We start from the raw sequence: 24,535 nt of genomic DNA on the forward strand, positions 1-24,535 counted from the left end.
CAAAAGCCCTTATATATCAAGATTTAAACCAAATATTATAAAAATCAATCCAACCTTGTGAATTAATCATTATATTTTGAACTTTTTCATGTGTACTTACCTCTTGTTTATTACGATATAAAGGAATAATATGAATTTGACGTAACAAAGTATCCTCGATATCGCGTAACAGTGTAACTCTTTTCTCTAATTCTTCTTGTCTAAAATAAGGAGACAACTTTTCATGAAAGTCCATGCTGCTTTGTCCATGAATAAAACTATTTTTTGTAAGAAACATATATAATAAACTATCTTCTATTCGTTCACTTATTGTGGCACTATCATGCATCATATCGGCCTTTTGTATCGTACTTACTTCCAATAGCTCTTCTATCTCAAGAAAATTATTTTCTACACGAATCCCGTACTTCGCACACTCTTTTTGTATCCATTGTGCATCTTCAACATGATCTCGTCCTGTAAATGTGTAGAGTTGTAGCACTTCACTATGATAAGTACTCCTTTTAATTAAACTTTCGATATCTTCGTCAATATCTACTATGCTTTCATTTGCTAATATTAGTTTCTTTGCCACTTCTCCACGTTCTCCGCCGAGTTCTTGAACGATTGTATAACCATGAATGATTTGATATAACGCTTTCCGAAATAACGCATCTTGCATTGGTCCTTCTTTCGTAAGATTACATGTTATATATGTCACGTTCGACTCAAGCCGGGACAATTCTTTATTATGTTTTTCTTTATCTTTATACTGCGCCTTTACTAAAACATCGTATGTACTTACACCTTGTTCTACATTCCACAACTCAATACGATCTAAAAAAGGTCTTTCACGAAAATATAAAGGATGTCCTTCTAAAATGAACAGATTTTCATTACTTTTATATAATTGAAAAGGCCCTGTTCCAATTAACCCTCCTGCTTCATCTTCATTCACGATAGAACACTGTTCTGCACTTAGCATATGTAAAAACATTCGATTTTCCGTATGTAATTGAATTTCGAAAACGTAGTCATCCACTGAACGGATATTTTCAACGTGTTGTAACATCCATGCGTGTGCATTATTTTCCAGCTTCATAAATCGATTCAACGAGTATATAACATCATGTGCAGTAAGTTGTTTTCCATTATGAAAGTGAACTCCTTTTCGTAAGTAAAACGTCCATATTTTTTCAGCGTCATTATATTCCCAGTGAAATGCAAGTCTTGGCTCTATAATGTTTGTATTACCGTCTACATACACGAGTGTGTCGAATATATGTTTTACCATATGGCATTCTGAACGCATTGTAGCGTATACAGGATCTAATGTGATATCTAAATTCATTTGTACTTGCAACCGGAGTACATCTCTTCTCCCTTCAGATGTCATTTCAACCTTATGACCAAATATTGAATCCACCCAGGAGTGATATTCTCCCTTTACCGATGGAAAATGTGAGCTATAGCGTTCCACAAATATGCTTCCGCTTTTCACATCCCCTTTTTTCGTTATTTCTTTTCCTCTATCTAAAATTAAAGACATCGGGTGCTTTTGAAATATTAACTTAGAACGATTTCCTCTGCCGCGACCTGGAAACCACTTAATCCAATTTAACTCATCTAATTTTTTTATAATTAATTTACTATTACGCTCTGTACAAAATAGTGTTCTAGATATATTTTGCACTGTTACTTCCAATCGTTCTCCCTCTTTTTTCCCTTTTCCATAAGCAATCCATAGTTCAATGTATTGATCTAAAATAAACATCATACTCCCCCTAAAAGGTGAAAAATACTCCCTATTGTTTCTACCCTTTTTCCAACTCTCCTTTCATCTTATCATTTCAATATAGAAAGGAGGAATTAATATTGAATTATCTCTTACTTCGTTACAATAAACCTATTTTCATTAGACTGTGCGGTGAATTATTAACCCGAACGACTGAATCTATGTTAGCTCTCATTATGATTATTTACGTCAATAAAATGTTAAACGGCAATGTAATAATAACTATGCTGATTTTCGGACTGCAGCCACTTTCAGACATTTTATTTACACTTATTGCTGGAGGAATTACTGATAAATATGGCCGAAAAAAGATTATGTTACTCGGATTATTACTACAAGGTGTTGCAATCGGTAGTTTCGTTTTCGCTCAATCCGTTTTTATATTTGCACTGTTATATGTTATTAATGGTATTGGCCGTTCCTTATACATTCCAGCTCAGCGTGCACAAATTGCTGATTTAACAAAACAAGAGCAGCAAGCAGAGATTTTTGCTCTCCTACAAACGATGGGAGCAATCGGATCCGTAGTCGGCCCTTTAATCGGTGCAAGTTTTTATAATACTCACCCAGAATATTTATTTATCGTGCAAAGTGTAACTCTTACGATATATGCTGTTGTTGTTTGGACCCAGCTCCCAGAAACTGTTCCACCTATAAGTAAGTCGAAACAAACAGTTGAGGCAAGTTCACCAAAGCAATTTGTTTTTAAACATTACGCCATATTCGGTCTTATGGTTTCTACACTTCCTATTAGCTTTTTTTATGCACAAACTGAGACGAATTATCGTATTTTTGCAGAACATGTATTTCCTAATCTCGTATTCATACTCGCATTTATTTCAACATGCAAAGCCATTTTGGAAATCATTCTACAAATCTTCCTCGTAAAATGGTCTGAACGATTTTCTATGGCGAAAATCATCCTTATTTCTTACGCCTGCTATACAATAGCTGCAGTTGGCTTTAGTTATTCAACGACGATATTGTCGTTATTCTTCACCTTACTCTTTTTAGTCATTGGAGAAAGTATTGCTCTAAACCATTTATTACGATTCGTTTCAGAAATTGCACCTCATGATAAACGTGGTTTATATTTTTCAATTTACGGTATACACTGGGATATATCTCGAACGTGTGGACCAGTTATTGGTGCAGTTATATTAAGTAAGTTAAATGGAAGTATGCTGTTTTATATTTGTGCTAGCTTCTTATTAGTTGGAGGTATTGTTCAAGCGCTATTTGTTCAAAGTTTGGAACGTAAAAAAATCGTGAACCATCCTACACATAATTTATAGGTTACTACTTTTTCAGTAGATCAACATTTCTTATTGGATAAATGCTAAAAAATAAAAGTGAAGTATTTCGCATATGAAAGTATGTTTTATATGACAGGAGACGTTCCTTGTTTACAACTAAAAACACCTCACTTCAAGAAAGTGAGGTGTTTTTGAAATCACTTAATTTCTTATCCTGCCATTTTATTAATACTATCCTCTGGCGAAAATACGGAAATATGATCGACCTTACCAGTCGATTTTGGAATGACAAATTTCAATTCATACTGGTTATTTACTTTGTATACATATATTTTATCTTCACCATTCTCTTTAACTGAAGATGGTTTTCCTAATGCTTTTTCAATTTCTTGTAATGTAATCAATTTTAGTTCTGCATGATATGAGCGTACATCAAAAACTTGTGACCCTTTATTAAATCCGAAAACAACATTTTTATTTGTAAAAGTTGCGTACATTCCATTCCCTGTATATTCGGTTTTATTTGCTTTCCCCCACGCTTTTTCAATTTCTTCAATATCCCCTGTATGGGCTCCAAATGGCACATTAGGTACCTTTCCTTCTTTTGCTAGTTCAAACAAATCTTTAACGTGGTTAATTGATTTTTGATTAAGTGTTCTATCTTTCGAATCTTGCTCAGCTGATGGTTTTGTTGTTTTTTCATTACTTGGTTTTGCTTCAAGATTTTTCTTTTCTTCTGAAGAATTACTTTGTTCATTTTTATGATTTTCCGAGGCTGGATTTGCTTCCTTTTTTTCGTCTGTCCCTTTACATGCTGCTAATGCAAATGTGCATGTAAAAGCAAGAAATAACATAACTATTTTGAAATATACTTTCATCATTTTTACCCCCTATTGTATTTTATTCATTTCGATAATCAACCGGATGCGAAGTATAGTATTAATTAAGGACTTCTAATTCTAAATCGTCACTTTCCCATAATTTAAAAAAACTTGGAATTATATTGTTAATCATCGTATTCATCTCCTTCTTTAAACCTTCTCTTCTCGATGATAATATCCTCTATCTATAACTTAAAACATGCTGTCACAACAGCTCCTTGAAACAAAAAAACCAGTAGGAAGTGATTACTCTTTTCCTACTGGTTGAAATGAAATTAAACGGTAAATCTTAGCTTCTTAAAAAATGTAGCGATAGTGTTTTTTACTGTTTCAAAATTATAAGCAAACGTGTTATCTCCACTTAATGATGAAATACATGTTAAACCTGCAGCTTTAATAAAAGCTTTTACATCTACAAGCATAGAATTAGCCTCCAAGAATTTAATTACAATCATTATAACAGGTGTTTTACGACGCTAACATGAAAGTAATAAATAAATTTCTATTATTAATTTATCCCGCTATTTGCTGGGCAGTAAGATCCCCACCTCAAAATTCAGCGGAAACAAAGAAGTTAGGTGGGGGCCCTGCTGCCCGTAAAAGCTAAATTGGTGAGGGCTGATAATCAGTGGGAATGAACAAAACCCCCACTGATTAAAATTTCACCTTATTTAGCTTACAGTACACCATTTCAATGTCATATAAAAAAGCTGCCCAAAAAGAGCAGCTTCAAATATGTATATTACACTTCAATTGATTTACCATCTTCAACAATATGATAAAGTAAATGCGCTAAATGATGAATTGGACCGTATTCTTCCTCTTCCTCATCTGTTTCGCCTTGGAATTCAAGATCGTTTAAGTATAGTGCTAAAAATTGATAGTATAGTTTTAAATCAAATCCGTAGCATGCAGTTGGTTCTTCATGATCCCCTTCATATTGTAACATTAAGTATTGATCATTTCCTTCTGCATCTTCTGCATCAAAGAATACGAAGAAGCCAACGTTTGTATCTAAATCAAATAAATGACGAGTACCTTTTTCAGTTGCTTTATTGAAGTCCTCTTCACTTAATTTATGTACTGTTGTCGCTTTTGCATTATCTTCTTGATGGAAATTTACTGTAAATGATTTCAATGCTGACACCTCCTGATTGTATAATACTAGCATAACATATAAAAAGGACTGCTTACAAATGTAAACAGTCCTTACATTCATTTTCGCATTGCTCGTAATAAGAAGCTTACGATGAAAATTAAAATGATCGCACCGATTAAAGCTGGAATAATTGCATATCCGCCAATGACTGGACCAAAACTACCAAGTAATTTCGAACCAACCCAAGAACCGATAATACCAGCAATAATATTACCAATTACACCACCAGGTACGTCCTTTCCAGTAATTAAGCTCGCAAGCCATCCTAATATACCACCGACGATTAAAGACCAAATCATATAATAACCTCCTTTACATTTCACCAATCAAAATATAATTAGAAACAATTGCTTACCATTAGTTATGTGACATTTTTCATAAGTTATTCATGTTGTTCAACTTTAAGATTTTTGAGAATAATACACACAGATTAAACCTTTTTTTGAACTAACGATTTATCCGACTTGTTATTACACACATTAAGAACAATCTGGCTTCAATATTGTTCGCATAAACTCTTCTTTAAAAGCTGCATAGTTAAAACCAACAGCAATTCTTTGAATCGGCCGATCATCAAACCTTGTTGGCTCAGCTATTTTTCTAAAGTCTGCTACACTTTGGCCCCTAGTCACATCATTTGTCGTACTAATCCACACTGCCGATTTTTTATATTCGAAAATACTGTCATTTATAAACGAGATAAACGGTAGTAAATCGTGTATAGGACTTCCACCAATACCCGGATATTCTTTTTTATAGAAATTCTCATAATAAAAATCAATCATTGGTTTAATGAGTTTCGCCTGTCCAGTTCCTTGTTTATCTATTATATTCGCCATTTCAGGCGTAATAAGCGCGCCCTGTGTTACATTTAACGGGTATATGCTAGCGTTTTTCGCATATTTCATAACAATATTTGCTGCAATTGGATCACCATAAAAATTCGCTTCAGATACTGGTGTAACATTACCTGGAAATAGGAAAGCGCCGCCCATTATATAATACGAACAAATACGATCCATTATATTTGGATACAATAAAAATAACGTAGCAAGCGTCGTTAGTCTCCCTGTCGCCACAATTATAATATCTTCTGGACAAGGTTCGATTAATTTGATTAATTCACAAAAATTTTCTCGTTTACAAATTCTCATCTCAGGTGGAATAATAGGACCTAAACCGTGATCCCCGTGGATTTCAGGGAAAAACAAAGGCTCTTCAGCTGTCATCGGTCTACTCGCACCTTCAATAATTTTCACTTGTGTAGCATAGTACCTTTCTAAAAAATAAACATTTTCCGTAACGATATCTCGTGATACATTCCCGTACTCAGCAACAATACCTAGAATATCTAATTTACATGTTTTATTTGCATAAATTAACGCTACGGCGTCATCAATACCAAAGTCTCCAAAAAAGATAATTTTCTTATTAACTATTCTCACCCCTCTTAAGCATAATCTACTATTATTATTATGTGAAAAAGACAAGGCGGTGAAACAGCGCAAACTAAAAAAGCCGCCTATTTATTGGCGACTTCAATCTTTTTATAAGACAAATATGCAAGTACATTTTTACTTGAATCGTATTTCGGGTTATTTCCTTTTCTCGGCTCTCTCAAATGTGTCTTTTCAAATCCAGGAATGTCCGGCATTTTCTCCATAAATTCAAGCATTTCTTCCTCAGTACCTTCAATGCGTACACGAATCATTATATCTATTCCTCAATTCTCAGTTTCTCTGTACTAAGTATATCGTACTTCAGAAAGACTGCAACACATTTATCTTTTTAATGTTGTACTTTTTTTACATATAAACATAGCCATTTCAGTATAGAACGACTCTACTTTATTATTTTTAAATTGAATATTAAAATATCTCTTCATTTCGTTTGGTGCTTTCATCATACATTCTGTTAATTTTTCACGCTTTTGTAAAGGGACATCCATCATATTACACCACCAGTCAAAATCAAATTTCTTATCAAAAGTAAGACATGACTGCATTTGCAAACCGTTTTTTTCTAATAAAGTAAGCCATTCTGTCTTTTTTAGAGCTCGTTCATGACTTGGGTCTCGCTTTTTTTCTATAAAATTATAAAATGTATCATATTCATTATTTTCTGGCGAAACATTATCTATTAAGATGAATAATCCATTATCCTTCAATGTACGATTTACTTCATAAATAAATTGAGCCGGATTCGTAAAATGATGGGCTGCAATCCGGCATGTGATTGTATCAAAAAAATGGTCTGCAAATGGTAAATCCTCTGCGTTTCCTGCTACAAAAGATACATTTTCATGCCCATTCTGCTTTATAAAAACTTTTGCTTTTTCTAACATCTGTTCTGTTAAATCAAGTGCAACTACTTCTTCAAACATAGGTGCTAACATATTTGCCACATGTCCACCACCAGTAGCAACATCAAGAAGACGATTATTATGACGAGACTCAACTTGTTGAACTACATATTGTAAATCCAGTCCTTTAGCATGTACTTTACTATTTACATATTTATCTGCATTACTGCCAAACTGTTTTTTCACAAGCTCTTCTTTACTCATATTATCATCTTCTTTCTATTGTTATTTACATATACGACTCATATAATTATTACAATTCTCTTCATGTATTTTCAAATCCTCTTTTCATCTCACTTCTCATCACGTTCCCTTATAATCAAAATAATATGATTATACGTTATCGCATTAAACAAAAAAGGCTACGGGAACTTTCCCCCTAACCTGACTAAATATTTACTACATTTTTATTTCTTCGTATATATCTATATAATATAAATCCTCTTTCAACTTCATAATAACATCTACTTCGTTATAAGTAGCCTCACGAGCATGTAAACCAAATTGATCCATACCAATCCATATCCACCCAGGTGTAAGATATAAAACATCTATATTAAAATAATCTAACTTAGTAAGCTCCGATGTAATAAATTTATCTTTATTAGCGATTTGTTTATCTATTAAACCATATTCTTTTCCATTTTCAAATAGCGATATAAATTTCCCTACAATCGGATGTTCACGAACAATAAAATGATATTCTTTTTCCTCTATATTTACCACAATCAAACGAGAAACAGATAAATCAAGCCCTGAATTCGACATATTTGTTTATTCACCTCCTTATATAGGCTTCTTAAATATGATAACAAACGAATATTCAAATTAAGTTAATATAATGTAAAAAATAAAAAAGCTGAATTCCCTTTAGAAATCAGCCTTTATAATTCGATCAACTTTATACTTTTACAAATTATTATAATGTTTCTTTTTCCTCATCATTTCCGGAAACTAAACTTCCTATAGCATCCGCTGTTACTTCCACTACAAACTCATAAATACCAGCTACAACTTCTCCAATTATTTCATCCATCTTTTTACCCCCTTATTTTATATAACTATTTGTAGTATAGAAGAAATTGGTAAATACAAACTATCGAAAAAGGTGACATAAACCTTACAGAATTGTAAGCTCTTTCCCCCCTTTGAAACTCGAAGTATTTTTAGCAGACAAATAGGCCATCATAATATGGAACAACTAATAATCCTGTCAAAGGAGGTGTTTAAAATGTACTATGTGAAATTAATTAAAGGTCAATCATTCTATGCTTTTGATCATCGTTTCTTAGTGTCTGAAGAAGAAGAAGTTTCCGAGAAAATTTATAATTACTTACGACGTAATGAATTTTTTGAAGTACGTAAAGAAGAATATTCTGCTTAATTACAAAAAGCATTAAGAAAAATATCATCTTATTTTGATATATTCTTGATGCTTTTATGTGAATTTCTTCTTTTCAATAATTGTTGTTGACTCTATTAAATAATCTAGTATTTGTCCAAGCTAATTCTTAACTATTTTTATATTCTAGTATATGAAAATAGTTAAGAATATGACTCATATCATTGATTACCAAGCTACTCAACCTATTAGTAAAACTGGTGAAACAACTTTTGCAATCCCCTCTTCTCCAAATAAAGCAATTTTAGCAAATTTGAAATTGAGAATTTCAAGTAGAGATTCACGTAATAATCGAGTAGAATTAATCGCTACAATTGGTGTAGAAGGAATAACTGGGACTTCACAAGTTTTATTCCGAATTTTCCGTGATAATATTGAAGTTTTTAATGCACAAGTAGGTATTGAATCTACAGATTCTGAACAATTTTACGTACAAACATTTCAAGCTATAGATCAAAACGTTAGCAGTAGAACACACGAATATTCATTAACTGTAGAAAACCTTACTAGTGGTGCTAGTGCAGAAGTTGTTGGTCCTCTATCTTTTAGCGCTTTAGCTATTGGAAAAGAGCAAAAATGTTGCTAAGTGAATCTAATATTTAATTTTGTACTTGAGAAAAGCGAGGCGTAGTTATACGTTCTTGCTTTTATATATATTCTTACTTTCTATTAGCTTTAATCATAAAATTTTTACGTTTTGATTCACTTATTTCAGCACTTAACACATCAAATTTTTGACAAATCAAAAAGATTGAAATCCACTTATGAAACACGTAATATAGACTCTGACTCTAAAAAAGTTCGTATAAAAACACTACATAAATAAGGAGGTTTTATATACGAGTTTTTCATTTTAAAAGACGGAGAGGTTTTAATGTTATGTGGCGTAATAAAAACGTTTGGATTGTTTTAATTGGGGAGTTTATTGCAGGTCTAGGATTATGGCTTGGTATTCTTGGGAACCTTGAATTTATGCAAAAATATGTCCCTTCTGATTTCATGAAATCAGTTATATTATTTATCGGACTATTAGCCGGTGTTCTAGTTGGACCTATGGCTGGCCGTGTCATCGATCAGTATGAAAAGAAAAAAGTTCTTCTTTACGCTGGGTTTGGTCGAGTTTTAAGTGTTATTTTCATGTTTTTTGCTATTCAATTTGAAAGTATCGCATTTATGATTGCATTTATGGTTGCTCTTCAAATTTCAGCAGCATTTTATTTCCCTGCATTACAATCTGTAATTCCACTCATCGTACGTGAGCATGAGTTATTACAAATGAACGGTGTACATATGAATGTTGGTACAATTGCTCGTATTGCAGGTACTTCACTAGGTGGAATTCTTTTAGTTGTGATGAGTTTACAGTACATGTATGCCTTCTCAATGGCAGCATACGCCTTATTATTCCTCTCGACTTTCTTCCTACAATTCGAAGACAAGAAATCAACAACACCAAGTAAACAAGCTGCAAAAGATAATAGCTTTATGGAAGTATTTCGTATTTTAAAAGGAATTCCTATTGCTTTTACAGCACTTATATTAAGTATCATCCCTCTATTATTTATAGCTGGGTTTAATTTAATGGTTATTAACATTAGCGAAATGCAACATGATCCTACGATTAAAGGGTTCATATATACAATTGAAGGTGTCGCATTTATGATAGGTGCCTTCGTAATTAAACGTCTATCTGATCATTTCAAACCTGAAAAATTACTATATTTCTTTGCAGTTTGTACTGCTTTTGCACATCTGTCATTGTTCTTTAGCGATATAAAATGGATGGCTCTTACATCATTTGGGTTGTTTGGGTTTAGTGTTGGCTGCTTCTTCCCTATTATGTCGACGATTTTCCAAACGAAAGTGGAAAAAAGTTATCACGGTCGCCTCTTCTCATTCCGTAATATGTTTGAGAGGGTTATGTTCCAAATCGTCTTACTTGGCACAGGCTTCTTCTTAGATACAATTGGGTTACAATATATGGTTCTCATCTTCGGAGTCGTTTCATTATTGATTATTTCTATTTCCCTCTCTAAGCAGAAACATTATGAAAAACAGCATTCGCAATCTGCGAATTTATAAAATAAACAAAGAAGTATGGATCTAATATTGAATCCATACTTCTTTGTTTTATAATACGCCTATTTATTACGTTTATTGAAATTACCTAAAGGAGTATCCTCCTTTAATTTCGAATAGATTATAAAAAGTACTCTTTATAAAAGGAGTGGTAAAATGTCTGATGGCATCGAAGTATTTATTGTCCTTCTCTTTGCAATTGCTCTGTTTAGCATCCTAAACTTTTTAGCCATTTCCTTATCTGGACATAGTTTTAAAAAAAGAATCGTGGCAGGTTTCATATTTTTACTACTGACTCCCATTATCTTTTTGACTATCGCAACATTTGCTTCTATATTCGATAAAGCAGGATTTGGCGCAGGTACGTTAGCCTTTATGATCGCAAGCGTATATATATTAAATGGAATAGTGATTCTGCTTTCCTCTTTATTTATGCTCAAAAAAGACATAACATAGGCTATGGTACTAGCATGAATCTGACTTTACACTAGATTCATGCTTATTTAATTTCTCCTAAATTTTTATATGAAATTAAATAATTCTTTAAAAAAATTTAAACTTTATTTATTATAATATCCCTATCGTATTCGCACGTTTATTCAAATTTAAAAGAAAGGAGCACAAAATGAAAAAGGTTCTACTTACAATTCCTATACTAATCATCCTACTTAGTGGATGCAGCAATAACGATATATACGGTTCTTGGGAAGTCGTTGACAATAAAAATGGTGAATGCCCTGTATATTATAAATTTGAAACAGTTGTCAAAAAAGAAAATAAAGAGGAAATTGTGCAAAATTTAGTAGAAATGCAAACAACAAAGAATAAAGACGATTTATATAAAGGCTCATTTGTCAAAAATTCTAATGTATATCACATTGATTATGGTAATTCATTTACATCGGACCAAACTTTAAAAGTTGCCGACGGTACACTAAATGTATACTTTTTGACAGCCGAAAAATTATGCACATATAAAAAGAAATGATTACATTTCAGAGGAGACGCAGAAAATATTTTCTGCGTTATTTCACTTTAGAAATCGGCCACAAAAATAGCCCTTGTTTTCGTATTCTTTTTCATTCAAAACATGAGAAATATACTTAATAAAAACTAGAGAATACCTTAAGTTATATAAAATGAATCCTATAATAGACATTTCAATTAACGCATCTACGCTATTTACATCGATACTTTTCAAAATAGGCTAATCCTTCCTCTAAATTTGTCAATCATTTTAATTTTCATAAAAAAATGATAAAATATAAACATGTGTTTTCAGAATAATTAAAAATGCAGAATGAAAGCACTGTTTTAGGAGGGGTTTTGATGACTTACACGTTAGCAACTAGAATGAAAGCATTCCAATCTTCTATATTTAGTGAATTAGGAGCCTATAAAAAAGAAAAAATTGCAGCAGGTCATAACATGATTGATTTGAGCATCGGAAATCCTGATATGCCGCCCGCTGATTTTGTAAGAGAAACAATGGTACATACAGCGAGTGAGAAAGAGAGCTACGGGTATACATTATCAGGTATTCAAGAATTTCACGAAGCTGTAACTGAATATTACAACAATACTCATAACGTTTTATTAAATGCGGATAAAGAAGTTTTATTATTAATGGGTTCACAAGACGGGCTCGTTCATTTACCTATGGTTTATGCAAATCCAGGTGATATTATATTAGTTCCTGATCCAGGATATACAGCTTATGAAACAGGTATTCAAATGGCTGGTGCAATATCTTACTACATGCCTTTAAAGAAAGAGAATGATTTCTTACCAGACTTAGAAGTCATCCCTGAAGAAATTGCCGATCAAGCGAAGATGATGATTTTAAACTTCCCAGGGAATCCCGTTCCAGCAATGGCTCATGAAGATTTCTTTAAAGAAGTAATCGCATTCGCGAAAAAGCATAATATTATCGTTGTCCATGATTTTGCTTATGCCGAATTTTATTTTGATGGTAATAAGCCAATTAGCTTCCTCTCTGTACCTGGTGCTAAAGAAGTTGGCGTAGAAATCAATTCTTTGTCAAAAAGTTATAGTTTAGCAGGTAGCCGTATTGGATATATGATTGGAAACGAAGAAATTGTTCGTGCACTTACTCAATTTAAATCTAATACCGATTACGGTGTATTTTTACCAATTCAAAAAGCGGCATCTGCAGCACTAAGAAATGGCGCTGCATTTTGTGAGAAAAACCGCAATATTTATCAAGAACGGAGAGATACTTTAGTCGATGGATTCCGAACATTTGGCTGGAATGTCGATAAGCCAGCTGGTAGTATGTTTGTCTGGGCAGAAATTCCACAAGGATGGACTTCTCTAGACTTCGCTTATGCATTAATGGATCGTGCGAATGTCGTTGTTACACCTGGTCATGCATTTGGACCTCACGGAGAAGGCTTCGTACGTATTGCACTCGTTCAAGATAAAGAAGTGTTGCAACAAGTTGTTGAAAACATTAGAAATAGCGGCATTTTCGTCCTTGAAAAAGTAAATGAATTAGTTAAAAATTAATTCCGGCTCCCCTGCTTAACTTTAGCAGGGGTATTATTAATTGGAGGTACTTTCATATGCATATTAAAGACACACTTCCCCATCGTTATCCATTTTTAATGATTGATAAAGTAACAAATGTAAAACAAGATGAATTCGTTACAGGATATAAACTCATTACAAATAACGAATGGTTTATAAATGATAGTCACAAACATATGCCTCATATGTTAATTGTAGAAGCACTTGCTCAGCTTAGTGCATTTGTACATACAAGTGATTCTGAAGGACTAGGATTCCTCTCCTCTTTAGATGGAGTTGAATTCCACGGAAAAGCATATCCCGGTGATAAACTTGATTTACATTATGAGCTAACGCGCAATCGCCGAGGTTTTGTTCTTGGTAAAGGTATTGCAACTGTAAACGACCAGCCTATTGTAACTATAGAAAAACTATTAATATATCAAGCAGATTAAAGTGTTCCTTATATCAGTTGGAAATATCTATTCTCAACCGATTAAGTAAATAGGAAAACATATTACGTAGTTAGGAGCAGGAAAATGGAACGTACTATCGGTATCGATGCTGGAGGCACATTAACGAAAATAGCTTATTTTAACAAAAAAAGCTATTAACTTTTGAAAAATTTTATTCGCATGAACAACATAAAATAATAGATTGGATTAAAAACAACAATGGCATAAAACAAATATGTATTACGGGTGGTAAATCGAAACTATTACAGCAACTGCTTACAGGTTCATATAAAATAATAGAGCTAAGCGAATTTGAAGCTACTCTTGCAGGTGTCCAATTCATATTAAAAGAAGAACAACATACTATAAACAATTTTATTTTAACCAATATCGGTACAGGTACTTCTATCCATTATGTTTATAATGAACAATATATTCGCGCTGGTGGAACCGGAGTTGGCGGTGGGACTATTATGGGACTTTCAAAATTGTTAACAAATATAGATCATTTTGAAGATGTAATCCCTCTAACAAAGGTAGGATCTAGAAAAGAACTAGATATTACGGTTGGAGATATTTATGGTGGTATTCTTTCCCCTATCGATAATAACTTAACTGCTAGTAACTTCGGAAAAGCAGCCATTACAGAATCAAATAATAGTAGCTCCGATATACTAGCTACTGTACAAGGACTTGTTGGTGAAGTCGTTACTGCATTAAGCCTTCAATTCGCTGAAACAAAAAACATTGAACATATTATTTATATTGGTTCGACTTTATGTAATAACGTACAACTTCAACATATTATTAGTAGCTACACCGAATATCAAAATAAAACACCAATCTTTTTACAAGATGGTGGTAATAGCGGTGCAATTGGTGCATTACTTCATGCTACGAAATAAAAAGCTGACTTTTGTCAGCTTTTTAGAAATGGCACTTCAAATTCAATAATTGATTCCCCGTTCTCTCCAATTCGCTCCACGCTTATTCTATCAATCACACAATTTAACTTCCCATGAAAACTAGGAATCTCCTTCACTACTTCAGCAGCTAATTCGGCACTTTCTTTTCTTCCGACTGTTACATGCGGGATGTACGGAATGTCTTCTTTCAAAAATTGTAATAAAGGTCCTGTATATAGAATATTATGTAGTTCCTCTATTTGTTCTTTCCCCTTTTCAACTCGTAAAAACAAATATTCTCTTTCACTTGTAATTTGATTCGTAAATTCAATTTCTATATTCTGTATCGGTTTTGATACATTTATAATATGTAATTTCAGCTCATCATTTGAAATCGAACTTTCAAATGGGAATACAATTGTAATATGCGGTGAAATTAATCCAAATAAAGGATCATATTTTTGCCTAATGTCCTCGATTTCGCTAATGAACATGTTGTTTAGAAAAAGTAAAATTGTACGCATTTTTATCCCCTCAACTTTTCCTCATTATAATATGTATCATATTCTATGACAGCCTGCCCTTCAACAACTTGTTTTGCTTACCTGTAAAAATAAAAAAACTTCTCAAATGAGAAGTTTTCATATAGCATGATTATTATTTTCCCGGCAAACTTTTCTAAACTTTATATAACAGGCAATTCTCCAAGGAAAAATATACGATACTGCAACAACATAAAATAATAAACCTATTGTTTGCTGATCTAAGTCAACAATATATTTTCTTGAACTGTATCTCAAAACGACAAGTGCAATAAAAGTAATTAAAAAAGCTGCACTTTTTTTCGTATAAATATTCCCATCATCTCTTCGTTCATAATTTGTTAATACTATAAGCGGCACAGCAAAAAGTACACCAATGAATACCGCTATAATTACTTGCAATATAGCTGGATGTACGGGACTTAAAAACCATACAATACCTGGTGTTAAAAATAGTAATGGCCATAAAATACGTTTTCCCGATCCCTTTATTGACTTATGCATGGAGCGATAACGACGCCAAAATATTAGTAGTGCAATGCATAAAAAGACGGTTATTAGTGAGGACGTGTCTCCCATATATTTTCCTTCTCCCTAAAAAAATAATCTATCACTATTTTAAACTGTTCGTTCAAATGATACTTTACGAATAAATATACTACTAGTTATGATATAAAGAATTGTTAATCCAATTGAAATAACAATAAAATAAGGGATATCTATTAAAGATACATCATTTGTAAATAACAATCCTTTTATCCCTACTTCTCCATACAGCACACTATTTGTTGAAAGGAAAAGCGACCCACCAATCATGAGACCAATCCATTGAAATCTTTGCTTAAAAATTACTACTACTTGAAAGAAACATGCTATCGTAACATAAAATAAAAATTGTAAAATAAACTGTTGTATTAATTGCTCTCCAAAGTTAATATTTACTAAGTTATATTTTATATCTTGTAAAAACAGTATTTGAAGGAATGAAAACAATGCGGATTGCAACACAATATAACAAATCGCTCCGATAAAATATTGTATTCTCGTTATACCAAATGAAACTGCTAAACGAAATAAATCATCTTGAACAATGAAAACACTCCCTACTATAAAAATCATAATTGCAATTGAAGGATTATTGATAATTTCGGGTAAATAACCAACTTTCGCTTCATTTAAATGAGCAGCATATAAAGCTCCTTTTATTAATAAAGCTACAATCCAAAATATTAAAATTGCTTTATAATGAAAATTTATATGTAACCTCAATTGTTTCATTAACATCGTCATTCCACTTCACCACCAGTCATGTGAATAAATAGTTTTTGTAATGTAATTCTATCAATTACTAAACCTTCTTTTTCAAGAGAGTAACAATCTTCATTAGAAAGCTCTTCCCATATAACAGCAATACCTTTATTCCCATAAATTTCTTTATTTATAACTTTTTTATTAATCAAGAACTCCTCCACTTTACCTTTTTGCCCTGAAATAATATGACCTTGTTGCAATAAATCTTCCACTGTTGATTGAACAACAAGTGCACCTTCTTTTATGATAATTACTTCTTCAATAACATGGGTTACTTCTTCTACCAGATGTGTTGATAATATAATTGTTCTGGGATACTCCCCGTAATCTTCTAGTAGTAAACTATAAAATAACTCACGATGTGCTGCGTCTAATCCTGTAGTTGGTTCATCAAAAATAGTAATTGTCGCTCTGCTTGCTAACCCTTTAATAATTCCTACAACTGTTTGCATGCCATGAGATAGTTTATGGTATTTCTCTGTTATATTAAGCTGAAATTTACCCGCCAGTTCTTCAGCAAACTTCTGATCCCAATTTTTATAAAACATGTTACATATCTTAAAAATTTCTTTTACGCTATAACTTAAATGAGACTCTTCTTTTACTCTAACGAAACAAATATTTTGCATCGCTTTACTATTTTCAAAAACATCTTCACCAAATATTGATACACTTCCACTACTTGAAGTAATTTGTCCTGCTAGTAAATTTAATAAAGTCGTTTTCCCTGCTCCGTTCCTTCCAAGCAAACCATATATTTTATTCTCTTCCAATGAAATCGTTACTTCATTTACAGCTATTTTCTTTTTATACTTTTTCGTTACATCTTTCGTTTCAAGTGCAATCATCCCTCTTTCCCCTCCTTCGTAATCTTTTGAATCATATCCATCAATTCATCTTTTGATATTTCTAGTACTTTCGCTTCTTCCCACACTTTAGGTAAATATTCAGTCATAAAAGTATTTTGTCTTTTTTTTAGTACAACTTCTTTTGCTCCTTTTGCAACAAACATCCCGATCCCTCTCTTTTTATATAAAATCCCCTCATCCACTAATACATTCACCCCTTTAGCTGCGGTAGCCGGATTTATTTGTAACATCTTCGCAAATTGATTTGTCGATGGAACTTGTTCTTCTTCAAGCAATATGTCTTTTAAAATATCAGATTCAATCGTTTCTGCAATTTGTATGTATATTAATTTATTTTGTTCTAGAGTCGGCTTCACATTTTCACCACCTTAGGTTCATAGGTTCATTACTTATGTAATTAACCATATCACATAGAATTATTTTTTTCCATAAATTTCTTTTACAAAAAAGAGAGTCATTCAATTAAGAATGTCTCTCTTTCTAAAAATTCGAAGTTTCAACTCTTGTTCTCAAATTCTTTTCATTTATACCATTTTGACAAAAATTAAACTGTTGTCCCTCAATACATTTTGTACGATCTACTACTTGCCCTAAATGATAGCTTGTATGCTCAACCAAATGTAATAGACTTTGAAGATCAATATGCCTTTTTTCTTCCCAGACCTGTATATATGCTTTGCCCCACTCATCAAATATTTCTTCAACAGTTTTTAACAAAGCTTCAGAGCTTATTTGTTTCACTGGAAAATATTCTTCAATTCCATTTTCAAAAACTGTATTTGGATCCTTATAACGCCTTGTATTTCTCTGTAAATGTTCACAAATATGTAGTACGATTCCACCAATTGAATTAACAGAGGTCTCTTTTTTCCACAAATCTTCTTCACTAACGAGCCTAATTGCCTGTACTAATTTAGGTAAATAATGATCCTGCATTCTATGATAAGAAATTTTGTATACTAACTCCATCTTCTCCCCTCCATTATTTCAACTGGCTCACTGGATATTTAGCAAATAAAGACTTCCGAAAATCTTTATCTTCCACAAGCATTTTAATTTTTTCTTCATTGCCGTTAAAGAACTTTATAACTTTATTTTTATCCCATATATCTTTTTCTTTTGGAAAATCATCGAATTCCCTATGCAAAATTGATAACATTTCTTCCCTCGTTATCTTAAAGTTTTTATTTTCCATTTGAAACTCATAAGCTTTTGCGTTTGGTACTAAAATTACTAGATAGGTAGCATTAAAGAGAAAATTCTTCTTCATCGTATCTTTCTCATCAAACCAATACGTCTCAATCATTTCTTCTGTAAGAGCTCCACTCTCTTTTGCACCATAGTTCACTTTTATATTTTCATTTTCTAAACTTATACTTTGAACTGTTCCACCACCGGGTAAATGATTAACAATTGCAACCACATCTGAATTATTACCAACGTATGTCCCAGTATATTTCTTAAAATCATCTGACCTAACATCATATATATCTTTTATTCTTTCTCCGTTAGAACAAGCCGCAATGAATAAAAAAATTGTTAGCATAACGATTATGTTATGATGCATATATTTCATTTAGCATCCCCCATTTTTATCGATATTTCGTTAATTACAATATTTACTTTCAAATCCCTTTTTAAATATACGCATTTTAATCAAAATTAAAAATTTTCATTTTTTATGTTTACAATTATCCATTAATTGTATATACTTACTAACGTAAGAAAAAAATTCTAAAAGGAGGTCGAAGGAAATGATGAAATTACAATTACATGCATTAACTTTAGCGTTAACTGCACCTGTGTTTTCTGGACAATTAAATATGAATTCGACCACCCTAATGGAGAATTGAAAATCGTACTTTATTTCATTTAATTCATAAATTCGCCACAGGAGGTCGTATACTTTCCTGTGGCTTTTTCACGCCCAGCCATAGGAGAACTGTATCTTCCTGTGGTTTTTTTGCGCGATTTTTTAGTCTCTTACATTATTTTTCTAAGAAAGGAGCAACATTCAATGACTATTAGCGTATTGTTTTTAAGTATTACGATTCAAAGAAATACAATTTCCAAAGATGAAATTCTTCATAATGAGCAAATTGAAAAAGCTATGAATGATGTTAAGGAGCGCCAAGCACTTTACTGTGATCACCTGTAATTCCTTTTTGAAAGGAGGAATTCATTTATGACTTTTCATATTTTCTTTTTTACGACTGTGCTTCAAAAACATACTTTATCTGAAACTGAAATCAATCGTAAACAACAGTTAAAACAACTGACTGATAAAATAACTGACATTAAAAGTTCATACTACACTCAAATGTATTAAAAATATATTTTAAAGGGGTAATATATTCATGAAATTTAAAGCATTCTTTTTAACAATCACCATTCAAAAACGTAAGCTTTCACAGAAAGAGATTTTACGTGAACAACACATCCAAAGCATTATGGACGAAGTAAAAGAGCGCCAATCTTCTTATTACACTCGTCTTTTCTAAATCACTTATAAAGGGGTAATTATTTTATGAAATTTAAAGTATTCTTTTTAACCATTACCATTCAAAAAAATAAATTTTCCGAGTCTGAAATGCTTCATGAGCGACAAATTAATCAGGCTATGGATTCTGTAAAAGAAAGACAAAGTCATTACTGTAGTCACCTATAATTTCTTATTACACTCGTTTTTTCTAAATCATTTATAAAGGGGCAATTATTTTATGAAATTTAAAGTATTCTTTTTAACCATTACCATTCAAAAAAATAAATTTTCTGAGTCTGAAATGCTTCATGAACGACAAATTAATCAGGCTATGAATTCTGTAAAAGAAAGACAAAGTCATTACTGTAGTCATCTGTAATTCCAATTCGAAAGGAGGAATTCACATATGAAGTTTCACCTTTTCTTTTTAACCATTATCATTCAAAAAGAAACAATATCTCAAAATGAATTAAAACAAGAAAGACAATATAAACAAGTTATTAATGAAATTCGAGATCGTAGAAGCAAATACTACACTCACCTTTAATCGTTTAACTATATGGAATTGAAAGGAGTCGATTATGATGTTGATAGCACGCTGTAAGGAAATGATTTGGATAGTTCAGAGGGATTCCACATAGTTTTATAGAGCTTATACCACACAAGTTTATCACTGAATTTGATGTATAAAAAATATATAATAAAATCAAATCAACCCAATGTTAATTATTTATTTATAAACAAAAGATACACCACTTAAAAAGCGGTGTATCTTCCTCAGTTTTTACTATTTTCGGTTACTTCTCTTCGTCTTAAACAATCTCACTAAGTTCGAAACAACTGTTTTTGTTACTGCATAAACTGGTACTGCTAAAATCATTCCGATGATTCCAGCAAAGTTTCCTACCCCTAAAATTAGGATAATAATTGTTAATGGGTGGATGTTTAATTTCGAGCTCATAATACGTGGTGAAATAATATTACTTTCAAACTGTTGTACAATTGTTACGATAATAATTACGTATAAGGCTTGCATCGGAGATACGAACAGTCCTACAATAACAGCTGGTGCTGCCCCGATAAATGGACCTAAGTTAGGAATGATGTTTGTAAATGCTGCGATAATTCCTAAAACGAAAGCGTACGGTAAATCGATAATTAAATAACCGATAAAAGTAAACGCACCTACAAATATACAAACGAGCGCTTGCCCTTGAATATATGCAGATAATGTTTCGTTCGTTTCCTTAATGATACGAAGCCCCTCTTCACGGTAAGACTCTGGTAATAAACTTACCGCTTTTCCTGGAAAGGCATGTCCATCTTTAAACATGTAAAATAAAATGAACGGTACAGTAAATACAACTAATGCAACGTTCGTGATAATACCAAATAAAGCCGTTGCACTCGACGTAATTGTATTTGGTATATCTTTTAAGTATTCAATCGCATTTTTTTCAATTGTTTCAATGGAAACGTAGTTTTGTGTAGATAACCATTCAAACAACCTATGATGTGATAATTCTTGTATGTATACTTTTCCCTCTTTTATGTAGCCTGGCATATTTTTTACTAAGTCCATTAGCTGTTGTGAAATCGTAGGAACAACTACTCCAACGCCAACCGCAGTTAATGTTATGATAAAAAGATATAACAGCAATATCGCTAAATTTCTAGGTACTTTTTTATTCTCCAAAAAGATTAATACAGGATTAAATATGAAGTATAAAAAAAGCGCGATTAAGATTGGGAAAAATAATGTTGATATGAAGATACCAATCGGTTGAAATAAAAATGATATTTTTGTGCAAATAAATATGATTCCTACAACCATTAGCACTTCTAATGTCCAAAAGTGCACTTTTGATTTCAAAAAAACGGCCTCCTTTAAACTAGCACTTCTCTTCATTGTACCAAAATAAGTATGAATTTCACATAATATTTTCCTTTACAATATTCCAAAATACCGATAAATACACTACAATGAGGTTACATACAAATTTGCAGGTAAAGGTGATAAAAATGACACAATGCATCATATGCAGAAAAGATACGAAAGAACTTAGTGAACAATATGTCATTCCAGAAATATTATGTGGATATTATTTCACAAACTCAATTTGTGATACTTGTCATGAACAAATGACAACAAATATTGATCGTCCTTTAATTAGGCATAAATTGAGTCAATTTAAGATTGAACAAATGAAAAGACAAATTGATTCCCCACTCTATACGAATGAGCACGGTGAGGAACTTGCGGCTGCTGAGACTGATGTTGTCGAAGTAAGCGACGAAATTCTTTATTCTAATGCATTAATTATGAAACTATGTAAAAAGCACGATATTTCCTTACATAATGAAATTTGGAAAGAGGAACGTGTAACGAAAGTAGCGAGTTCTATTCAACGGGAATTACTATTAGATAACCGTAAATATAAAATGAGTATATTAAAAATGGCTTATACATTCGCTGTACAAGCAGTTGATGGCTACTTTGAAGATCAAGATGCGATTGATATTTCTACCATTCTCTCAAATGCAGATTTCGTGGAACTAAAAGAAAAAAGTATTGTACGTGATTTAAGCAAAAGTTCTTTATGGAATACGTTAAATACAAGTAGTGAAAATCATTACTTTATTTTACTTAGCGATAAAGACGGTCTGTTTTGCTTCATTCGTTTGTTTGACATCTTTGATGTTGTCGTTCATTTATCAGAAAAAAGATTTGACCTTCCATCACCCATTGTCGGTGTAAATAATGTGAATACACAGAAATTTTATGTCCAAAGTTTAAAACAGTATATGGATGGGCTGTTCAAAGAAAAAGCACCTACTATATAATAGATACCAGAACATACGGTCTCCTTTCTTGATGAAAAGACACTGTGTTATAATGAGTATGAAAAGAACAATACAATCACATAAACCAATTATAAATTGTATATAAATAAAAAAGACTAGTGTGCGGCTACACACTAGTCCACGTAACTTAGCAGATTGGATTGTTCATTTATCCTATTTGTTTCTTACAAACAAAACAACCCACATTCTATAGGCATAGGTGGGTTGTTATTTTTTGAGCTTGTCTATTAAAACGACGACGAACGTTAACAATGCAACGAGAAACAGTCCACCCTGCAGTAGCAACGCTATTTCACTCACGTATTATCACCCCCCTCCTACTCGGAGAAGTGATAATTGAACAACCAACCGCACCTTAAGTTACCCTTTGATTTTACCATATTTTCTAATAATTTACGATGAAAACCCGCAAGCGAATAACTTGCGGATTTTTTATACCCTATTAACAGGCAGTAAACAAAATGAAGCAATAAATAAGTGAAACTTTATTTCTCACTATTTTTTTAATGCATATGCATCAGCAATCATTTCACCAACAATTTTATTTTCTTCTTTCTTCTTGTCTTTCAATAATGGGAATAACAATTCTGCCACTTCATACGCTTCTTCTAAATGCGGATATCCTGATAAAACAAACGTATCAATTCCTAACGATTCATATTCTTTTATCCTTTCTGCTACTGTATGCGGATCGCCTACAAGTGCAGTACCTGCCCCACCTCTTACAAGTCCGATACCAGCCCATAAATTAGGGCTTATCTCTAACGACTCTCTCGTACCTTTATTTAAATGTGTCATCCGTTTTTGACCAACCGAATCATATCTTGCAAATGTCTTTTGAGCAAGCTCAATTGTTTCATTATCCACATATTGAATTAAACGTTCGGCCTCTTCCCATGCTTCTTCTTCTGTCTCTCTTACAATTACGTGTAATCTAATGCCAAATCGGACTGTACGCCCCTTCTCTTCTGCAAGTTTTCTTACTTCTTCTACTTTTTCTTTTACTTGCTCTGGCGGCTCTCCCCACGTTAAATATACATCACTATGTTCAGCTGCTACTTCTTTTCCAGCAGCTGATGATCCTCCGAAATATATAGGAGGATATGGCGTTTGAACTGGTGGGAATACAACTTTACTATCTGTAACTTGAATATGTTTTCCTTCTAAAGAGATCGTTTCACCTTGCAATGTCGATTTCCAAACTTTTAAAAATTCATCCGCTGCTTCATACCTTTCATCATGATTAAGATATAATCCATCTCCTTGTAGTTCAACTGGATCTCCTCCAGCTACTACATTAATAAGCAGTCTCCCATCTGAAATTCTATCAAATGTAGATGCCATCCTCGCTGCAACTGTAGGGGACATTAGTCCTGGTCTTACTGCTACTAAAAATTTTAGTTTTTCTGTTTCAGCAGCAAGAGCTGAAGCTAACACCCAAGGGTCTTCACATCCTTGACCAGTTGGAAGTAAAACACCCGTATATCCTAAATAATCAGCTGCCGCAGCAACTTGCTTATAATAACCATATTCAGCTGCTCTTCCTCGTTTTGTCGTTCCTAAATATCGACCATCTCCATAAGCCGGAATAAACCATAATAATTCCATGCCTTTACACACCCCTTATTTATTTTGAATCGTATACTAACACATTCTATATAAAT

The 24,535-nt window shown here is 32.6% G+C and carries 34 protein-coding genes and 1 pseudogene; 16 read left to right on the forward strand and 19 right to left on the reverse strand.

Features of this window, described 5'->3' with window-relative positions:
• Positions 1 to 16: 16 nt before the first annotated feature.
• The gene (locus tag C3Y97_RS13985; protein WP_000470210.1) at positions 17 to 1,753 is read right to left on the reverse strand and encodes an ABC transporter substrate-binding protein; all 1,737 of its coding nucleotides are present in this window, start codon (positions 1,751 to 1,753) and stop codon (positions 17 to 19) included.
• 101 nt (positions 1,754 to 1,854) lie between these two features.
• On the opposite strand from C3Y97_RS13985, the gene C3Y97_RS13990 reads away from it, so the two are divergent.
• A complete protein-coding gene (locus C3Y97_RS13990) occupies positions 1,855 to 3,069 on the forward strand; it encodes an MDR family MFS transporter (RefSeq protein ID WP_001108464.1) in 1,215 nt (404 codons plus the stop codon).
• Between the two features lie 170 nt (positions 3,070 to 3,239).
• Here the strand turns inward: C3Y97_RS13990 and C3Y97_RS13995 are convergent, their stop codons facing one another.
• The 8 genes from C3Y97_RS13995 to C3Y97_RS14030 all read right to left on the reverse strand — a co-directional run bounded on the left by C3Y97_RS13995 (position 3,240) and on the right by C3Y97_RS14030 (position 8,200).
• The gene (locus tag C3Y97_RS13995) at positions 3,240 to 3,911 is read right to left on the reverse strand and encodes a YjgB family protein (RefSeq protein ID WP_048538293.1); all 672 of its coding nucleotides are present in this window, start codon (positions 3,909 to 3,911) and stop codon (positions 3,240 to 3,242) included.
• 275 nt (positions 3,912 to 4,186) lie between these two features.
• Positions 4,187 to 4,333 carry a hypothetical protein gene (locus C3Y97_RS14000; RefSeq protein ID WP_000959548.1) on the reverse strand — a complete coding sequence of 49 codons (147 nt, stop codon included), beginning with the start codon at positions 4,331 to 4,333 and terminating at the stop codon, positions 4,187 to 4,189.
• Between the two features lie 320 nt (positions 4,334 to 4,653).
• Positions 4,654 to 5,049, reverse strand: coding sequence for a hypothetical protein (locus C3Y97_RS14005; RefSeq protein ID WP_000834883.1), 396 nt, complete (start codon positions 5,047 to 5,049; stop codon positions 4,654 to 4,656).
• Between the two features lie 77 nt (positions 5,050 to 5,126).
• The gene (locus C3Y97_RS14010; RefSeq protein ID WP_000638306.1) at positions 5,127 to 5,369 is read right to left on the reverse strand and encodes a GlsB/YeaQ/YmgE family stress response membrane protein; all 243 of its coding nucleotides are present in this window, start codon (positions 5,367 to 5,369) and stop codon (positions 5,127 to 5,129) included.
• A gap of 180 nt (positions 5,370 to 5,549) precedes the next feature.
• Positions 5,550 to 6,515 carry a nucleoside hydrolase gene (locus tag C3Y97_RS14015; protein ID WP_001223682.1) on the reverse strand — a complete coding sequence of 322 codons (966 nt, stop codon included), beginning with the start codon at positions 6,513 to 6,515 and terminating at the stop codon, positions 5,550 to 5,552.
• 77 nt (positions 6,516 to 6,592) lie between these two features.
• Positions 6,593 to 6,781, reverse strand: a complete 189-nt coding sequence (locus tag C3Y97_RS14020; protein ID WP_000621878.1) for a DUF3970 family protein — start codon at positions 6,779 to 6,781, stop codon at positions 6,593 to 6,595.
• A 69-nt stretch (positions 6,782 to 6,850) separates the two neighbouring features.
• Complete coding sequence (locus C3Y97_RS14025) at positions 6,851 to 7,636, reverse strand: class I SAM-dependent methyltransferase (RefSeq protein WP_136363466.1); 786 nt, start codon at positions 7,634 to 7,636, stop codon at positions 6,851 to 6,853.
• 195 nt (positions 7,637 to 7,831) lie between these two features.
• Complete coding sequence (locus C3Y97_RS14030; RefSeq protein WP_000071475.1) at positions 7,832 to 8,200, reverse strand: hypothetical protein; 369 nt, start codon at positions 8,198 to 8,200, stop codon at positions 7,832 to 7,834.
• Positions 8,201 to 8,663: 463 nt separating this feature from the next.
• Here C3Y97_RS14030 and C3Y97_RS14035 point away from each other — a divergent pair, with 463 nt between their 5' ends.
• The 8 genes and pseudogenes from C3Y97_RS14035 (at position 8,664) to coaW (ending at position 14,802) form a co-directional block, all read left to right on the forward strand.
• Positions 8,664 to 8,816 carry a YqbF domain-containing protein gene (locus C3Y97_RS14035; protein ID WP_000291905.1) on the forward strand — a complete coding sequence of 51 codons (153 nt, stop codon included), beginning with the start codon at positions 8,664 to 8,666 and terminating at the stop codon, positions 8,814 to 8,816.
• Positions 8,817 to 8,985: 169 nt separating this feature from the next.
• Entirely contained in the window at positions 8,986 to 9,420 is a 435-nt protein-coding gene (gene exsC / locus C3Y97_RS14040; RefSeq protein WP_136363467.1) for an exosporium protein ExsC, read from the forward strand.
• Positions 9,421 to 9,713: 293 nt separating this feature from the next.
• The gene (locus C3Y97_RS14045) at positions 9,714 to 10,916 is read left to right on the forward strand and encodes an MFS transporter (protein WP_000269258.1); all 1,203 of its coding nucleotides are present in this window, start codon (positions 9,714 to 9,716) and stop codon (positions 10,914 to 10,916) included.
• A gap of 153 nt (positions 10,917 to 11,069) precedes the next feature.
• Positions 11,070 to 11,369 (forward strand): hypothetical protein, encoded by a 300-nt coding sequence (locus C3Y97_RS14050; protein ID WP_001279463.1) that lies wholly within the window; start codon positions 11,070 to 11,072, stop codon positions 11,367 to 11,369.
• A gap of 169 nt (positions 11,370 to 11,538) precedes the next feature.
• Positions 11,539 to 11,901 (forward strand): hypothetical protein, encoded by a 363-nt coding sequence (locus tag C3Y97_RS14055; RefSeq protein ID WP_000757022.1) that lies wholly within the window; start codon positions 11,539 to 11,541, stop codon positions 11,899 to 11,901.
• 341 nt (positions 11,902 to 12,242) lie between these two features.
• The gene (locus C3Y97_RS14060; protein ID WP_048538289.1) at positions 12,243 to 13,442 is read left to right on the forward strand and encodes an LL-diaminopimelate aminotransferase; all 1,200 of its coding nucleotides are present in this window, start codon (positions 12,243 to 12,245) and stop codon (positions 13,440 to 13,442) included.
• A 56-nt stretch (positions 13,443 to 13,498) separates the two neighbouring features.
• Positions 13,499 to 13,897 carry a 3-hydroxyacyl-ACP dehydratase FabZ family protein gene (locus tag C3Y97_RS14065; protein WP_000547649.1) on the forward strand — a complete coding sequence of 133 codons (399 nt, stop codon included), beginning with the start codon at positions 13,499 to 13,501 and terminating at the stop codon, positions 13,895 to 13,897.
• Between the two features lie 84 nt (positions 13,898 to 13,981).
• Positions 13,982 to 14,802: pseudogene (coaW, locus tag C3Y97_RS14070) on the forward strand (type II pantothenate kinase).
• 14 nt (positions 14,803 to 14,816) lie between these two features.
• On the opposite strand, the gene C3Y97_RS14075 reads toward coaW, so the two are convergent.
• The 7 genes from C3Y97_RS14075 to C3Y97_RS14105 all read right to left on the reverse strand — a co-directional run bounded on the left by C3Y97_RS14075 (position 14,817) and on the right by C3Y97_RS14105 (position 19,100).
• Positions 14,817 to 15,326: a 2'-5' RNA ligase family protein gene (locus C3Y97_RS14075; protein ID WP_071740743.1), complete on the reverse strand. Its 510-nt coding sequence runs from the start codon at positions 15,324 to 15,326 to the stop codon at positions 14,817 to 14,819.
• Positions 15,327 to 15,443: 117 nt separating this feature from the next.
• Positions 15,444 to 15,923, reverse strand: coding sequence for a CcdC family protein (locus C3Y97_RS14080; protein WP_071740744.1), 480 nt, complete (start codon positions 15,921 to 15,923; stop codon positions 15,444 to 15,446).
• 39 nt (positions 15,924 to 15,962) lie between these two features.
• Positions 15,963 to 16,634, reverse strand: coding sequence for a DUF4052 domain-containing protein (locus C3Y97_RS14085; protein ID WP_000178199.1), 672 nt, complete (start codon positions 16,632 to 16,634; stop codon positions 15,963 to 15,965).
• Complete coding sequence (locus C3Y97_RS14090) at positions 16,631 to 17,503, reverse strand: ABC transporter ATP-binding protein (protein WP_000560921.1); 873 nt, start codon at positions 17,501 to 17,503, stop codon at positions 16,631 to 16,633. Before C3Y97_RS14090 ends, C3Y97_RS14085 begins: the two co-directional genes overlap by 4 nt.
• Positions 17,500 to 17,880 carry a GntR family transcriptional regulator gene (locus C3Y97_RS14095; protein ID WP_000805185.1) on the reverse strand — a complete coding sequence of 127 codons (381 nt, stop codon included), beginning with the start codon at positions 17,878 to 17,880 and terminating at the stop codon, positions 17,500 to 17,502. Before C3Y97_RS14095 ends, C3Y97_RS14090 begins: the two co-directional genes overlap by 4 nt.
• Before the next feature lie 124 nt (positions 17,881 to 18,004).
• Positions 18,005 to 18,493, reverse strand: a complete 489-nt coding sequence (locus C3Y97_RS14100) for a DinB family protein (RefSeq protein ID WP_000424637.1) — start codon at positions 18,491 to 18,493, stop codon at positions 18,005 to 18,007.
• A 13-nt stretch (positions 18,494 to 18,506) separates the two neighbouring features.
• Positions 18,507 to 19,100, reverse strand: coding sequence for a DUF4825 domain-containing protein (locus C3Y97_RS14105; RefSeq protein ID WP_000876526.1), 594 nt, complete (start codon positions 19,098 to 19,100; stop codon positions 18,507 to 18,509).
• 441 nt (positions 19,101 to 19,541) lie between these two features.
• On the opposite strand from C3Y97_RS14105, the gene C3Y97_RS14110 reads away from it, so the two are divergent.
• From C3Y97_RS14110 to C3Y97_RS14135, 6 genes are read left to right on the forward strand one after another with little or no spacing between them, the layout of a single operon-like run.
• Positions 19,542 to 19,682, forward strand: a complete 141-nt coding sequence (locus C3Y97_RS14110) for a YrzI family small protein (RefSeq protein ID WP_000156193.1) — start codon at positions 19,542 to 19,544, stop codon at positions 19,680 to 19,682.
• 27 nt (positions 19,683 to 19,709) lie between these two features.
• Positions 19,710 to 19,853 carry a YrzI family small protein gene (locus tag C3Y97_RS14115; protein WP_000142712.1) on the forward strand — a complete coding sequence of 48 codons (144 nt, stop codon included), beginning with the start codon at positions 19,710 to 19,712 and terminating at the stop codon, positions 19,851 to 19,853.
• A 28-nt stretch (positions 19,854 to 19,881) separates the two neighbouring features.
• A complete protein-coding gene (locus C3Y97_RS14120) occupies positions 19,882 to 20,025 on the forward strand; it encodes a YrzI family small protein (RefSeq protein WP_000668965.1) in 144 nt (47 codons plus the stop codon).
• 26 nt (positions 20,026 to 20,051) lie between these two features.
• Positions 20,052 to 20,192, forward strand: coding sequence for a YrzI family small protein (locus C3Y97_RS14125; RefSeq protein ID WP_000669805.1), 141 nt, complete (start codon positions 20,052 to 20,054; stop codon positions 20,190 to 20,192).
• Positions 20,193 to 20,244: 52 nt separating this feature from the next.
• Positions 20,245 to 20,385 (forward strand): YrzI family small protein, encoded by a 141-nt coding sequence (locus C3Y97_RS14130; protein WP_000669806.1) that lies wholly within the window; start codon positions 20,245 to 20,247, stop codon positions 20,383 to 20,385.
• Positions 20,386 to 20,412: 27 nt separating this feature from the next.
• Entirely contained in the window at positions 20,413 to 20,553 is a 141-nt protein-coding gene (locus tag C3Y97_RS14135) for a YrzI family small protein (protein WP_000668485.1), read from the forward strand.
• Between the two features lie 240 nt (positions 20,554 to 20,793).
• Here C3Y97_RS14135 and C3Y97_RS14140 read toward each other — a convergent pair whose 3' ends face one another.
• Entirely contained in the window at positions 20,794 to 21,879 is a 1,086-nt protein-coding gene (locus tag C3Y97_RS14140; RefSeq protein ID WP_000837892.1) for an AI-2E family transporter, read from the reverse strand.
• A 149-nt stretch (positions 21,880 to 22,028) separates the two neighbouring features.
• On the opposite strand from C3Y97_RS14140, the gene C3Y97_RS14145 reads away from it, so the two are divergent.
• Positions 22,029 to 22,850, forward strand: coding sequence for an HNH endonuclease (locus C3Y97_RS14145; RefSeq protein ID WP_000189709.1), 822 nt, complete (start codon positions 22,029 to 22,031; stop codon positions 22,848 to 22,850).
• A 228-nt stretch (positions 22,851 to 23,078) separates the two neighbouring features.
• On the opposite strand, the gene C3Y97_RS28115 is transcribed toward C3Y97_RS14145, so the two are convergent.
• Positions 23,079 to 23,171 carry a putative holin-like toxin gene (locus tag C3Y97_RS28115; RefSeq protein ID WP_001289320.1) on the reverse strand — a complete coding sequence of 31 codons (93 nt, stop codon included), beginning with the start codon at positions 23,169 to 23,171 and terminating at the stop codon, positions 23,079 to 23,081.
• A 195-nt stretch (positions 23,172 to 23,366) separates the two neighbouring features.
• On the reverse strand, positions 23,367 to 24,479 hold the full coding sequence (ssuD, locus tag C3Y97_RS14150) for an FMNH2-dependent alkanesulfonate monooxygenase (protein ID WP_000422255.1): 1,113 nt from the start codon (positions 24,477 to 24,479) through the stop codon (positions 23,367 to 23,369).
• Positions 24,480 to 24,535 lie beyond the last annotated feature (56 nt).

The sequence above is a fragment of the Bacillus sp. DU-106 genome (assembly GCF_004799705.1).
Taxonomy (GTDB): Bacteria; Bacillota; Bacilli; order Bacillales; family Bacillaceae_G; genus Bacillus_A; species Bacillus_A cereus.

Bases quoted from the DNA above. Each gene is read 5' to 3' on its own strand.
- C3Y97_RS14050 (WP_001279463.1), top strand. From the start codon at position 11,070: ATGTCTGATGGCATCGAAGTATTTATTGTCCTTCTCTTTGCAATTGCT.
- C3Y97_RS14100 (WP_000424637.1), bottom strand. From the start codon at position 18,493: ATGGAGTTAGTATACAAAATTTCTTATCATAGAATGCAGGATCATTAT.
- C3Y97_RS14145 (WP_000189709.1), top strand. From the start codon at position 22,029: ATGACACAATGCATCATATGCAGAAAAGATACGAAAGAACTTAGTGAA.
- ssuD (WP_000422255.1), bottom strand. From the start codon at position 24,479: ATGGAATTATTATGGTTTATTCCGGCTTATGGAGATGGTCGATATTTA.
- C3Y97_RS14035 (WP_000291905.1), top strand. From the start codon at position 8,664: ATGTACTATGTGAAATTAATTAAAGGTCAATCATTCTATGCTTTTGAT.
- C3Y97_RS14065 (WP_000547649.1), top strand. From the start codon at position 13,499: ATGCATATTAAAGACACACTTCCCCATCGTTATCCATTTTTAATGATT.
- C3Y97_RS14110 (WP_000156193.1), top strand. From the start codon at position 19,542: ATGACTATTAGCGTATTGTTTTTAAGTATTACGATTCAAAGAAATACA.
- exsC (WP_136363467.1), top strand. From the start codon at position 8,986: ATGACTCATATCATTGATTACCAAGCTACTCAACCTATTAGTAAAACT.
- C3Y97_RS13995 (WP_048538293.1), bottom strand. From the start codon at position 3,911: ATGATGAAAGTATATTTCAAAATAGTTATGTTATTTCTTGCTTTTACA.
- C3Y97_RS14115 (WP_000142712.1), top strand. From the start codon at position 19,710: ATGACTTTTCATATTTTCTTTTTTACGACTGTGCTTCAAAAACATACT.
- C3Y97_RS14025 (WP_136363466.1), bottom strand. From the start codon at position 7,636: ATGAGTAAAGAAGAGCTTGTGAAAAAACAGTTTGGCAGTAATGCAGAT.
- C3Y97_RS13985 (WP_000470210.1), bottom strand. From the start codon at position 1,753: ATGTTTATTTTAGATCAATACATTGAACTATGGATTGCTTATGGAAAA.
- C3Y97_RS14105 (WP_000876526.1), bottom strand. From the start codon at position 19,100: ATGAAATATATGCATCATAACATAATCGTTATGCTAACAATTTTTTTA.
- C3Y97_RS14075 (WP_071740743.1), bottom strand. From the start codon at position 15,326: ATGCGTACAATTTTACTTTTTCTAAACAACATGTTCATTAGCGAAATC.
- C3Y97_RS14010 (WP_000638306.1), bottom strand. From the start codon at position 5,369: ATGATTTGGTCTTTAATCGTCGGTGGTATATTAGGATGGCTTGCGAGC.
- C3Y97_RS14130 (WP_000669806.1), top strand. From the start codon at position 20,245: ATGAAATTTAAAGTATTCTTTTTAACCATTACCATTCAAAAAAATAAA.
- C3Y97_RS14055 (WP_000757022.1), top strand. From the start codon at position 11,539: ATGAAAAAGGTTCTACTTACAATTCCTATACTAATCATCCTACTTAGT.
- C3Y97_RS14120 (WP_000668965.1), top strand. From the start codon at position 19,882: ATGAAATTTAAAGCATTCTTTTTAACAATCACCATTCAAAAACGTAAG.
- C3Y97_RS14020 (WP_000621878.1), bottom strand. From the start codon at position 6,781: ATGATTCGTGTACGCATTGAAGGTACTGAGGAAGAAATGCTTGAATTT.
- C3Y97_RS14085 (WP_000178199.1), bottom strand. From the start codon at position 16,634: ATGACGATGTTAATGAAACAATTGAGGTTACATATAAATTTTCATTAT.
- C3Y97_RS14060 (WP_048538289.1), top strand. From the start codon at position 12,243: ATGACTTACACGTTAGCAACTAGAATGAAAGCATTCCAATCTTCTATA.
- C3Y97_RS14135 (WP_000668485.1), top strand. From the start codon at position 20,413: ATGAAGTTTCACCTTTTCTTTTTAACCATTATCATTCAAAAAGAAACA.
- C3Y97_RS14045 (WP_000269258.1), top strand. From the start codon at position 9,714: ATGTGGCGTAATAAAAACGTTTGGATTGTTTTAATTGGGGAGTTTATT.
- C3Y97_RS14030 (WP_000071475.1), bottom strand. From the start codon at position 8,200: ATGTCGAATTCAGGGCTTGATTTATCTGTTTCTCGTTTGATTGTGGTA.
- C3Y97_RS14090 (WP_000560921.1), bottom strand. From the start codon at position 17,503: ATGATTGCACTTGAAACGAAAGATGTAACGAAAAAGTATAAAAAGAAA.
- C3Y97_RS14080 (WP_071740744.1), bottom strand. From the start codon at position 15,923: ATGGGAGACACGTCCTCACTAATAACCGTCTTTTTATGCATTGCACTA.
- C3Y97_RS14125 (WP_000669805.1), top strand. From the start codon at position 20,052: ATGAAATTTAAAGTATTCTTTTTAACCATTACCATTCAAAAAAATAAA.
- C3Y97_RS14000 (WP_000959548.1), bottom strand. From the start codon at position 4,333: ATGCTTGTAGATGTAAAAGCTTTTATTAAAGCTGCAGGTTTAACATGT.